Genomic DNA, 12,485 nt, shown 5'->3' on the forward strand with positions numbered 1-12,485 from the left:
AGTACCCTGAACATCATGCCACCTCGGGATAATCGTCGGGGCCTGGGTCGAGCAGCGTGCACCGACCCTTGATCAACCTGCCACCCGAGACCGATGCAAAGTATTGCAGATTGGGCAGTTTTCCCAGCATCGAAGGGGGGATTGCATCGTCAAGCTCTTCGGTAACTTGCAGCGACGTTACCGCCGTAAAGTCACTCAGATGCGCATCCGACGCCGTATTGCGCCCGACGCGCATGCTGTGGATGCCGGTTTTGCCAAACGTTTCCACAATGAATTCCTGTGTCGGCTGATCTTTGGAGCGAAATGCGATCAAATTGTTCAGGTTACCTAGCGCCATCCGTGCCGCATCCGCACTGCCCAGTCGCTTGGCCAGATCGGCAAATGTTTGCATGGCGACGATGGAGAAGATGCCGCCCTCGGCGCCCTTGTTGAGGATCTCGATGAGTGGCTGGTTGATCACGTTCGACACTTCGTCGACCACCAGGGTGATGCGACGGTAGCCGCCCAGGTTATACCGCATGCCAGAGCGCGCCGCCAGATCCGCCAATGCCAGGGCGCCGATCGCACTGGCGACCGATGGATCCGGCAGTGAATCAAGACACATCAGCAGGACATGGCCGCCCCGTTCGATCTTCTCGAAGTTCATGATCGGGCGCTCGTCTTCTGGATCGAACGGATTCGGTGACAGCGATTTTCCGAGGTCACCGGAGGTCAGCATCGACAAGATAGGTAGCAGGTTGGCGGTGATTTTTTGGTAGTGTTCCCGGTTATGCCGAAACACCCCTACCTGGGAGTCGATCACCTTGTCATGCTGCAACTCCGGCAGGTAATGCTCATAGTATGCGACGAACGCGAGCAGATCGGTGCTGGCCGAGGGACTGGGCGATTTGATCAAGCCTTTGCTCGATCGGTCGAGCAGTTGCGCCATCTCCGGCCTGGCCCGCCAGCTCACCCCCAACAGTTTCTTGAAATGCCGCCGCAAACATTCTTCCAGTATCGGTTCAATGCCTCCTTCGATGTATTTCGTCAGTTTCATTAAATTGGGGCGCCGCTCCAGGCTGACCATGCCTTGTACCACGACGTTTACTGCGCTCCATGCAAATGCCGAGAACGACCCTGCCGTATCGGGCGGCAAGATGGACTCCAGACGCGAGGCAACCTCGGTCGGTTTTTGCCAGTTGAAGGTGAAGTCGATCCTGGCACTGTGTTCCGGAAAGGCCGGATGAAACCAGATGAATGTGTCGGGGGAGCGGTAGTCCCGACACGCGCGCATGACAATGCGCTTGAGACGGCTTGAATTTTTCGGATCCAGACAAATGACGACATCACCGCGCTTGATTGCCTGGGTCAACAGATTGCCGAGCATAACGCCCTTGCCGGACTGGGTGGTGCCGACGATGACGGTACCACCCTCGAAATTTTGCAACGGACGGTAGAGTGGAATTTCCATCGTGCTAACGCCATGCAAGATGGGCAGGCCGATCTCGGTGTCCGGTTGCGATTGAATCACGAAACTGCGCCCGATTGCGTAGTTCAGGAGCGTTTGCACCAGCGGGGAGATCAGGTAATCCTTGTAGTCGACCTTGGACAGCTCATACAAGCGTTGGGAATGCACCGGTTTCCATTCAAAGCCAAAGCCCAAAAAAAGCTGATCGTCGTGTTTGATGTAGTTGGCGAGCGCTTTGGTCGATATCATCTCCATGGCCCGTCCCGAGAGTGCCGCGCGGACCTTGATAATATGCAGGCCTTGCCGCATACGGTAGGCGGACATCATCAGCGACATGCTGGCCGAACACAGGCCCAATTTGAGCGGAACAGTATCCGGTGTCATGTAGACCAACGCGGCACACGCGCAGGCCCACGCCGAGCCGGCATACAGTTCTGTTGCCCGGCGCCAAGGCATCTCGTATGCTCGAAGCAGCATGGGTGCTCCTAGGTATCCGGCTCGTTGAAGTCGTCACCATGCAGCCCGTGGACGAAAGCCGGCTTCAATACCACGCCTGGAACGGTTTTTCCTTGAAATTCCCTGTCGGTCGTGGGGCCAGACCGATGCTGCACCAGCATGCTTGTTTCAGCCATGGCGCGGACGGCAATCTGAATATCGACCTGGCGCTTTGCCAGTTCGCTGAGCGGGATGAATATGCCGGCGGCGGTAGTGCAGCATGCCATCAGCGACGGCGCCAGATTCATCGTATGGATGATTTGGCTCAGCGGCTTGACGAGCGCATGATTGAGGCGCATTGGTACTTTAAATGACAGCACAGCGTCGCTACTGTTAGTGGTCGCCGTTGGCGATGCCACATTCCTGGTCTGCGGTGGGCTTGCACACGGTGTCGATTCGAACAGGTCAGGCTGGCTGTCTACCGCTGGCGTCGGTAATGTCTCGACAAGGTGGGTGGCAGGTTGCTGACTTGCATCGCTGCCGGATGCCTGGTTGGGCGCCGGCGGTTTGGCGGCGGTGCGACCGGATGCGATGTGCAAGTAGCGGACATTGCCCGCTTTCAGGGGGCGCCGCGGCAGGGTTGACGCCGGCGTTGAGGCGGCAATATCGGCAGGTGCGGGTGTTGGTGCATGCGGGGCCGATGCCGGCGCAGGTGGCGGGCGCTGCGCTCCGAACAGCAATGGCATGGAGAGCGGTATAGGGGATGGCACCACGCCGTTCAGCAGTAACGCCGGATTGACCAGTTTGATGGCTTCGATCCCGGAGGTCACGCTGGGCGGCCGGATCAGCCAGGTCGATTGCACCTGGTCCTGGGGCTGGACCATGCCATTGTCGAGCAGAATATCCAGTACCTGGTCGGCGGATTTTGGCAGGCCAGGTAACAGCTGTTCATCCAGTATTTTCAGTACTTCATTGAATGCATTGGGCCACACGACGAACAGCCCTTCTGGTCCGAACCAGACCCGGGATTTTTCTGTGTTGGGACGCCAACTTGCGCTGTTCACCACCAATTCCTGCATGGTGGCGAGGAAGTAACGGCCAAGATGCAGGCCCGGTGGTTGTGTACCTTGCGCGCGTGCGGTGTCTTGAAGGTCAAGGTCGATGACGAACGCGGCGGCGCGCCGCACCAGGTCATCAAGTAAGTTGTGCTCCTGTAACGTGACACTACCACTAATGGACGCGAGCATATGCGGGACCACGACATTATTTTCTTCGGCGAGATCCGCCATGATCTCGGCCGTGACGATGAATGGCAAGGCATACAAACCGAGTGAGCGGGTTTCCTGCTTTCCTGCTTCCCATTGAATGATGAGGCACTTGATCCGATGCCGCTCGACCCATTTTCCCAGTGGCATCAGGTATGGTTGCCATGCATGGTTTTGTACGTCACTGACGTGAATATGACTGAGCGTGCGATGAAGCTCGGCGCACAGGCCGGCGATAAAAGTCGCCTTGCGCCAGCGCAATTCCAAATGGCGGCGTTTGGTGATGCTGGCGCGGCCCTCGAAGATTTGATCATCGGTCGCTTGCAGTGCATAAAATGCCGTCCGCAACCCCAAGGCAACCATTCCCCCTGCTTGGCAGAAAAAATGATTGGGTGTGGCGGGAAGATCCAGGACAAATTCGATATAACGTTGAATGAGCGGCAGTAGTTCTCGTTGGAATGTTTCTTGATCACAGCCATAGGACAGCTTTATGCGTTGAATTAAATCTTGATGGCTTTCAAGAATCGTATTGGCAGAGCGGATGGTGATCGTTTTATCGTCGACCGGGCGTCGATCGCGGTTGGTAGTGGAGTGCCCGTCAGCGCGACTGGATGCCTTTTTCTTGGTGCCGGCGTGGTTTGGTGCTAGTAGCCAATCAAGCCAAGAAGAGATTGTCATGACCATTGCCTCATTGATGAAATCAGTTTTTATTTATTTCCTGGGTGCTAACATGACGTTCTTCATACTCATGCGTTTGTAGTTGAGTGTTATCTCGAACGGGATGTGCAGCGGCGAGTCGGTAATGGGAAGAGCCTGCTGACATGCGCGTAGGTGCATTTCTTTAATATTTCGCAGAAAATACATTGCGTCGTCATCCCCACAACATCGTCACGGTGAATGATCGATTGGCAACCACAGTGGGAGCAACGGTGCAGCAGAAGGGAAGTAGTACGTTGCTTCCATATCCCTTTTAAATGGCATGCTAACAAAAATGCCCGGTCAATCGAAACGAGTCGGGTGCTGTGACAACGCTCTGCATATAATGTATAGCTATCGATTAGCGCTTCGCCAGCAGAGTAATGTGGCCCTGCCGGGTGAAGGTCATAGATGCGCATGAAGATTGTGGCAAACATGCAGGCGTGGGCTTTTTCTGCATAACTCGCTTTTTCATACCAGAAAACGACTGATGCCATGTTTCTGCCGCGGTTTTCACTATTGCGGTCGTAAAGCAGATAGCGTAACGAAGTATAACTGAGTCCGCTAATGCATGAGGTCGTTCCCATACGCGCGCCGAGTTGTGCGCAAGCACCGGCAAGTTTCAATGCGTTGATTCGACGATGAATTTGCATATATCCCATCATATGCCTTTCTGCAATTGCTTTGATTTACATCGTGGCAAATTTATTTTGCGAAAGATTGGATGGGGTAGGCGGGCGTACCACTGATAAAATGCTGGATAGGCAGGCAGGCGCGTCTAATAATTGCAGAAAATCACTACGTGGAAGGAAGAGACTTTCACCTGACATATTGTCAGCCAGCGCCTGTATATCGGCGGAACTCATCTTGGACAAACGTGCACATTGCTCTGTGGTGAGCCTGAAATTATATGCGGCTACAACCGGATTGGTTTTTACGTTGAGATGAATCAGGTTTAATAATTGCAGATTCATCCATTGAACATTACTAAAGACGTGGTCGCTATCCATGGTTAGCCTCAATTGAGTCGAAAACTTGTCTAAGGTAATTTCTTGGGTCGACAGAATGGTCTTGCTGCCACGACTAATTTCCTATAATCAAAACCGCCGTGGTGAGGGTTATATTGATTTTTTAGCCTACACCACGCAAAAGACAACGTCAATAGCAAATGCTCATTTTAGTAGTGCGGGAAAATCAAAAAAGATGAAAAATGTTTATATTTTTTAAACGGTGTTCCTCTATTTGTTGATAAGAATTGCGTTGTTCCTAGGGAAGAGCAAGTGCTGTAAACTGCCTACAAATAAATTGAATCTTGATGTTGCTATGCTTAGGAGTGACTCTAAGATGAGATCTCAAAAAAAAATTGTACCGTTGGCCAAAACGATCGTCGGTGCGGTGGCGATTGATCTGGTGCCAGGACTGCGAAACCGCATTAATGTTGAACTCGCCAAGTTGAATGTGGCTCGTGGTTCACAGCATAGTTTTTTAAGCGAAATAACGGGACGGGCGGAGCAGACAGTGCGGCGTTGGCTCGACCGCGAGTCACCTGGTCTCCCCGATTTGCGTTCGCTGGCTATCTTGTGCATTCAATTTGGGGTCGACGCGAATTGGCTGCTCGGCCTTACCCGCCACCGCACGTCTTTCCTGTTTCATGACTTGACCGATGCAATTGCCTCCCACCTCGATCATGATGACCTACAGAAACCAGACTGGATCAGCGCAGTGATTGATGAAACCAGATTGACTTCGCATGAGCTGAATGTTCACATGCTATGGGGCGATGACATGGCACCGTTGATCAATCCAGGTGCTGCTGTCTTCTTTGATAGGGACGATTGCCAAGGCGATAGCAGCGGTGTCTATGTAATCGAGTACCATGGCCAAACGGTGGTCAGAAACATCGAGGTGCGGCCGGAAAAGGGGGTGGTATTGCATTGCGAGAATATTCGGTATGCGCCAATTGTGATTGAGCAACGCCTGGATGGCCAACCGTTGGAATTGAAGATTATTGGCAAGGTCAAGATTGCATTGAACCCAGTGCATTTTTGATATTGAATGAGTCACCGCTGCAGCGTTGTAGCCTGGCATTCGGGATAGATCGCAGCGCCCTGCTCTGCGCAGCACGGTGCCAAGCGATCACAGTGTGGCATCCCACTTTGCGGTGAGGTGCGGAGCGCAGCATAGCTCGCTGCCAAGCGTAAATAGCCGGTGGAACATCAAGGTGGATTAATGAAAATTGCGTGACTTCGTATCCAGCTCGCCGAGCAGATGACTCAGATCGACCAACCGCTTTGCGATCAGGTGCCGGACGTTGTGCTCGCACTGCCAGATGCCATAGACGCCCAGCAATGATGCCCCCATGATCTCGCGTCGATACTGATCAACCAAGCTTGACCAGCAGATGACATTCACCGTGCCAGCTTCGTCCTCGAGTGTGATAAACACCACACCCTTGGCGGTCTCCGGGCGCTGGCGCACTGTGACGATGCCACAACCGCGCGCCAGTTGGCCGTTGGAAAAGCTGGCCAGCACGTCCGATGGCAGGAAGCGCATTGTCAATAGTCGTTTGCGCAGATAGCTTACAGGATGGCGGCCCAGCGTCAGGCCCAGATGGCGATAGTCGGCAACGGTGTCCTCCGCCTCGGTGGGCGCTTCCAGCTGCACCCCGTCTTCCATGATCGTTGCCAGGCGCAACAGTCCCTTCTCTGGGATGCTGGCTGCGGCTTGCCACATTGCCTCGCGGCGATTGCCCGACAACGATTCCAAGGCGTTCGCGCTAGCCAGTGCCGTCAGATGACCGGCATTCAGGCCCGCACGCGCCGCCAGATCCGCCGTGGTGTCGAATGTGCGCACGGCGCGCGCCTCCTCGATACGCCAGGCGGCATCCTGTTCCAGGCCGCGAATAACATTCAATCCCAGGCGTACAGCAGGCTGTGCGCCCTGCTCTGGCGGCTCCAGTGTCGCGTCCCAGCCGCTGATGCACACATCGACCGGCCGCACTTCGATACCGTGGCGACATGCGTCCTGCACCAGCGCCGACCGGCTATAAAATCCCATCGGCTGGGAGTTCAGCAGCGCGGCGAGGAAGGCCGCCGGCTGGTGGCATTTGAGCCAGCTTGATGCATAGGCCAGCAGCGCGAAACTAGCGGCGTGCGATTCCGGAAACCCATACTCAGCAAATCCGCGAATCTGGCCAATAATGGAGGTGGCAAACTGTTCGCTGTAGCCGCGCTCGGTCATACCGAGCATGAGCTTGGTTTCAAATTGCTCCAGTCCCCCCTTGCGTTTCCAGGCCGCCATCGCGCGCCGCAGTTGATCGGCCTCGCCAGCGGAAAAGCCGGCGGCAACCATGGCAATTTGCATGACCTGCTCCTGGAAAATCGGAATGCCCAGGGTCCGCTCCAGCACCGATTCAATTTCCGCACTGGGGTAGGAGACCGGATCAAGGCCTTGCCGACGCCGTAAAAAAGGATGGATCATGCCGCCCTGGATCGGACCGGGCCGAATGATGGCGACCTCAATGACCAGGTCATAAAACGTGCGCGGCAGTAGGCGCGGCAGCATCGACATCTGTGCGCGCGACTCAATCTGAAACACGCCGATCGTGTCGGCCTGGCAGATCATGTCGTACGTCGCCGGATCTTCGGCCGGCACATCGCCCAGCTCGAAGCGCTCGCCACGCTGTTCGCTCACCAAGTCGAGCGCGCGCCGGATACAGGACAGCATGCCGAGCGCCAGGATATCGACTTTCAGCAATCCCACCGCATCGATATCGTCCTTGTCCCACTGGATAATGCTGCGCTCGGACATGGCGGCATTTTCGACCGGTACCATCCGTGACAGCTTGGTGTGCGAAATGACAAACCCTCCGGGGTGCTGGCTCAGATGGCGCGGAAAGCGCATCAGCTGCTCGGCCAGGACGTACCACTTGTCGGCGATCGGCGATTCCGGATCGAAGCCGCAGGCGAGCAGACGTTCCTGCAGGTCGGTCTTGCCACCCCAACCGTGGCTTGCTTTGGCCACTTTGTCGACGATGCTGAGGTCGACACCTAATGCTTTGCCGACATCGCGCAATACACTTTTGGGGCGGTAGGACGTGACCACCGCCGTCAATGCGGCACGCATGCGGCCATATTTTTGATAAATGTACTGGATGACTTCCTCGCGGCGCTGGTGTTCGAAATCGATGTCGATGTCCGGCGGCTCATTTCGCTCTTTGGAAATGAAGCGCTCGAACAGCAGCGTGCCGCGCGACGGATCCACCTCGGTCACCCCCAGGCAATAGCAGACGGCGGAATTGGCGGCCGAGCCGCGGCCCTGGCACAGGATTTGTCGCGAACGTGCGAAGCGCACGATATCAAACACCGTCAAAAAATAGGATTCGTAGCGTAGCTCGGCAATGAGCGTCAGCTCGCGATCAAGCAGTGCCTGCACATTGTCCGGCACGCCGGCCGGGTAGCGCCAGTGGGCGCCAATATATGTTTCCCGGCGCAGATAGGATGTGGCGTTTTCCCCTTCCGGCACCAGCTCGTGCGGATACTGATAGCGCAGTTCGTCGAGCGAAAACTGGCATGATTGCGCAACGCGTACCGCCTCTTCCATCGCTTCGCGCGGGTACAGATTGGCCAGGCGTACGCGCGCCCGCAGGTGCTGCTCCGCGTTTGGCGCCAGCCGGTAGCCGCACTGGGCTACCGGCACGCCATGCCGGATCGCCGTCATGGTGTCCTGCAATGGTTTGCAGGAGCGCACATGCATGCATACCTCCCCCGTGGCGACCACCGGCATGCCAAATTCGCGCGAGATATTGGCAACCAGCGTGCGATGCTGCTCGTCCTGGCCACGATGATGGAGTGTCAGGGCGATACGCGCACGGCCAGGCACGCATTGCACCAGCCATGCCGCCTGGCGCGCCACTTCCTCGTAGGCGGTGTTGTAGCGCGGCGCCAGGATGAACTGGCAGTCGTGCATGCCGCGCAGGTGCACCAGGTCGCCGACTGGCGCGGCGATGTCCCTGGGCTTGAGCAGATACGTTCCCTTCTCGCTACGGGTGCGCGCGACGGTAATAAGCTCGGACAGGTTGCCGTAACCGTTGTGCGACATGGCCAGGATAATCAGATCGAACGATGCACTGCCGTCCTCCGGCGTGGCCGTCATCTGGCTGCCGATCACCAAATGCATGCCCAGCGTCTTGGCAGCGATGTGGGCTTTGACGACGCCGGCTAGCGTGCACTCGTCGGTGATGGCCACTGCCTTGTAGCCCAGATTGTAGGCGCGCGCGACCAGATCCTCCGGGGCCGAGGCTCCGCGCAAAAAAGTATAGTGGCTAAATGCTTGGAGTTCGGCGTAATCGGGTAGCGTCGACACGGGAGTGATCGGGATAGTGTGCATGGCTTTCACGCATACAGTCCATGTAAATACCAGCGCGCGTCTTTGACACGCTCGAGATAGATCCAGTAGCAAGTGGCATCGGTACCCTGCGCCACGTAATAGTCGCGCGCCGCGGTCTGGTCGTCCCACCACCCTGCTTCAAGCCGTTCGGGCCCCTGGATCAGTTTCAATGGACTGCTGTAGAACGGCCGCTCGTTGCGCATCAGTAATGGAATGGGTTTGGGCAGCAGCCAGAACGGCCGGCCGGACATGATCTCGTCGCCATCCGGTTTGGCACGCTTTTCCGTGACGGGTGTCCATGCATTGCAAAACTCCGGCCGATAGTCCTGCGCCGCCGCAGGCGAGAGGACATTGTCGACGCCTAACCGCGCGGTGAGCAGCTCAAGCAGGCGGTGATAATCTTGTGGCGAGCCGCCAGGCTCCGGAAACAGCGAGGCGTTGGGCGGCAGCATCGGTTCGATACGGCTCGCCTCCAGTCGCAAGGCAATCACCGGTGCGGTCAGCTCGACCTTTGCCAGGCGCTCTTTGAGCAATCGCACCAGATGTGCTTCATGCCATGCCGGCTCGGCTAACGCAATGTCAAGGATGGTCGGCGCGATTGCCGCGCGGCCGCGCTCATGCTCGAGTGCCAGTGTGAACATGCGTACGGCTTGCTGCAGTGAGGTCAACCAGCCGACCAACTGCAGGATCAGCCGCGTCGCGCCGTGCATCAGCGCCTCGGCATGTTCGACCCGGTCAAAGGTTTCCACGCGTTCGGAAAAGTGCAGCGGCATGGTGAGCCATTGAAACATTTCGGGCGCCTGGCCGTATGCGCGATCGAGTTCGTCAATGAGGGCCTTGCTGGTGCGCCGCATCAGGCCGGTGCGCGGCAAGCGCCGCAGCGCTCCCAGGTGCTTTGCGCCAATACCGGCAAACCAGTCGCTATGGGCTGCCGCGGACGGCAGCAGCTCGTTCGGCAAGCGGTCGAGATAGCGGTGCAGCGAAGTCATGGCCAAGGTGCGGCGGCGACAAATTGCATGCTTGCGCCGACCGCTCCTGGCCAGTAGCCAGGCCCCCTGCGCTGTCGGCCCACTGCCCATCTGGGGAGTAAAGCCCAGTAGTGCGACACTGCGGCTGACACGCTGGCACAGCGCGTGCGGCCCATTGAACAGGCGCAGGCTCGCGCTGACCTCCATCAGGATCGAAAAATCGTCGGCAAATGTCACTTCGGGGGTAAATTGGAGCAGTGCCATGGCAATGGCGTCGAGCGCACGCGCTTCCTTCTCGATGTCACGATCGATCAGGATGGTATCGGGGGCAATTGCCGCCACGCCTGCGGCCCGCATGCCGATCCGCACGCCACTGCGTGCTGCCTCGGGGGACAGGGCGTGGACCATCTGCAGGTGCATCACGGCATACGCGCCGGCGTCAGACCAGGACGGGCGCAGCGTTTCGAGCGGCAGCAACGGCAGGTGTACGCTGAGCAGTAATTTCATGGGGTGTCTCCAGGGAGTGGCGACCGGCGGGCATGTCTGCAAGCGATACGAAGAGCGGCGCGTCGCAATGGGGGCCGCGACGCTTGATGATGTCAACCGACACGCCGCCGAGTGCCGGACGCAGAGCAAGGCGCAGCGGCGATGGCGAGGCATCGGCACTCGATGACAGCGGGCGCATCAGCCACAGCCAGGTGTCGGTACTTTGCGCTGCCAGATTCAGGCGCCGCAGCGCCTCTGGCCGGACATTGGCCTGCCACAGAATCACCGCGCCGCACGAGCCGTTTTTAAGGATCTGTTCAGCTGACCACAGCGCATCGGCCGAACTGGCTGAGCGCAGCCAGAGCAAATTGCGCTCATTGATACCCCAGGATTTGCACGCCATCGCATGCGGCAGATAAGGGGGCTGGATCAGCGCGATGCGCTGGGTGCGGGACAGGCTGGCCAGCGTTGGCTGCAGCAGCTGGATCTCACCAATCCCTGCCTGTTGTACCAATACTTCAATCAATGCCGAACGCGGCCAACCGCTGTTCGGCAGCTGGGCATCGAGCGCTGCGTGGCCGGTGCTACAAGTAGTCGAACGCGATATGGCCAGTTCACTCGCCCGCCAGACATCGCGCATGGCGAGCTGTCCCGCAATCCGTGCTTCTGCGGTGATGGTGAGAGGAGAGGTAAGCATGGCAGTTCAATGTTCGTCTAGAAATGAATGTTGTTGTCAATAAAATACTGTATAGGCATACAGTATAATGGCAATTGAAAAAAATGCGCAAGGAAATTCAATTGCATCTTGGAATGGTCGATGACGTCCAGGAGCGCGAGCGATGGTTCAACCCATGCAGGGCGAGGTAGCTTGGTCAGAATCGGAGAAACGCACACTGGCCGCATGTATTGCAGTGCCGGCGATTGGGAAACCGTGCCTGGCACGCCCTCCAGACTGGCGATCACGACCGGCCTGTGCCTTGTCGGCATGCGTGACCTGACGAACTGAGAATGGCACGGTCTGCTTGTACAATCGAGACAGTTAACTCGATGGGGGCACCATGTGCGTGAACTATGTGACTGTAAAGCGGCACGAACTCGATCTGTTCAACACGGTGGCCGCACCCGATGCACAGTGGCCAGCGGAAACATGGCAAGATTATGCGGCACCTATTATCCGTCGCGGCGTACAGGGAGCTAGGGAAACGCTGATCGGCACATTTGGCATGGTACCGCAAAAGAGCATTCCCGCCGGGGTCAAGAAATTCAGTACCATGAATGCCAAATCAGAGACAGTCGGTAGCAAACGCAGCTTTTCAAAGCCATGGCGTCAAGGGCAGCTTTGCCTGGTGCCGATGGCGGGGTTCTATGAGCCGAACTGGGAAACGGGTGAACATGTCCGCTGGCGCATTGGCATGGCGGATCAGGCATTGTTTGCAGTGGCGGGATTGTGGCGCGACACTGTTGATATCGAGGGCGCGCCGGGCTTTAGCTTTACGCAGTTGACAGTGAACGCGGATGACCATCCATTGATGCGGCGGTTTCATAAGCCTGACCAGGAAAAGCGCTCACTTGTCATTGTTCCAGCATCACAATACGATGACTGGCTCGATTGCGGTGATCCGGAATTTGCCCGGGCCTTTCTGACGCTCTATCCATCCGAATTGATGGCGGCCGTGCCGGCGCCCAAAAAATAAAGCACTTTTCCGTAGCGTTGGAAGATCTGCCATTGCCAGCGGTGACAATAAAAAAGCCCGGACTGAACATACTGGTCCGGGCTGTTGAACTGCATTATTGCGTGAC

General features: G+C 57.1%; 9 protein-coding genes. 2 read left to right on the forward strand and 7 right to left on the reverse strand.

Annotation, left to right across the window (positions count from 1 at the left end; all coding sequences use genetic code 11):
* Window positions 1–13 precede the first annotated feature (13 nt).
* From traD to ACP7B7_RS23085, 4 genes are all read right to left on the reverse strand, one after another.
* A complete protein-coding gene (traD, locus tag ACP7B7_RS23070) occupies window positions 14–1,924 on the reverse strand; it encodes a conjugative transfer system coupling protein TraD (protein ID WP_426078231.1) in 1,911 nt (636 codons plus the stop codon).
* A gap of 8 nt (window positions 1,925–1,932) precedes the next feature.
* Window positions 1,933–3,825: a MobH family relaxase gene (mobH, locus tag ACP7B7_RS23075; RefSeq protein WP_426078232.1), complete on the reverse strand. Its 1,893-nt coding sequence runs from the start codon at window positions 3,823–3,825 to the stop codon at window positions 1,933–1,935.
* A gap of 89 nt (window positions 3,826–3,914) precedes the next feature.
* Window positions 3,915–4,508: a FlhC family transcriptional regulator gene (locus ACP7B7_RS23080; protein ID WP_426078233.1), complete on the reverse strand. Its 594-nt coding sequence runs from the start codon at window positions 4,506–4,508 to the stop codon at window positions 3,915–3,917.
* 24 nt (window positions 4,509–4,532) lie between these two features.
* A complete protein-coding gene (locus ACP7B7_RS23085; protein ID WP_426078234.1) occupies window positions 4,533–4,853 on the reverse strand; it encodes a hypothetical protein in 321 nt (106 codons plus the stop codon).
* Between the two features lie 334 nt (window positions 4,854–5,187).
* On the opposite strand from ACP7B7_RS23085, the gene ACP7B7_RS23090 reads away from it, so the two are divergent.
* Window positions 5,188–5,892: a S24 family peptidase gene (locus ACP7B7_RS23090; RefSeq protein WP_426078235.1), complete on the forward strand. Its 705-nt coding sequence runs from the start codon at window positions 5,188–5,190 to the stop codon at window positions 5,890–5,892.
* A gap of 177 nt (window positions 5,893–6,069) precedes the next feature.
* Here the strand turns inward: ACP7B7_RS23090 and ACP7B7_RS23095 are convergent, their stop codons facing one another.
* From ACP7B7_RS23095 to imuA, 3 genes are read right to left on the reverse strand one after another with little or no spacing between them, the layout of a single operon-like run.
* Window positions 6,070–9,231, reverse strand: a complete 3,162-nt coding sequence (locus ACP7B7_RS23095; protein ID WP_426078275.1) for an error-prone DNA polymerase — start codon at window positions 9,229–9,231, stop codon at window positions 6,070–6,072.
* Between the two features lie 5 nt (window positions 9,232–9,236).
* Window positions 9,237–10,706, reverse strand: coding sequence for a Y-family DNA polymerase (locus ACP7B7_RS23100; protein WP_426078236.1), 1,470 nt, complete (start codon window positions 10,704–10,706; stop codon window positions 9,237–9,239).
* Window positions 10,639–11,382, reverse strand: a complete 744-nt coding sequence (gene imuA / locus ACP7B7_RS23105; RefSeq protein WP_426078237.1) for a translesion DNA synthesis-associated protein ImuA — start codon at window positions 11,380–11,382, stop codon at window positions 10,639–10,641. Before imuA ends, ACP7B7_RS23100 begins: the two co-directional genes overlap by 68 nt.
* 361 nt (window positions 11,383–11,743) lie before the next feature.
* Here imuA and ACP7B7_RS23110 point away from each other — a divergent pair, with 361 nt between their 5' ends.
* Window positions 11,744–12,379 carry an SOS response-associated peptidase gene (locus ACP7B7_RS23110; RefSeq protein WP_426078238.1) on the forward strand — a complete coding sequence of 212 codons (636 nt, stop codon included), beginning with the start codon at window positions 11,744–11,746 and terminating at the stop codon, window positions 12,377–12,379.
* Window positions 12,380–12,485 lie beyond the last annotated feature (106 nt).

The sequence above is a fragment of the Janthinobacterium sp. PSPC3-1 genome, from assembly GCF_049896105.1.
Lineage (GTDB): Bacteria > Pseudomonadota > Gammaproteobacteria > Burkholderiales > Burkholderiaceae_D > Janthinobacterium.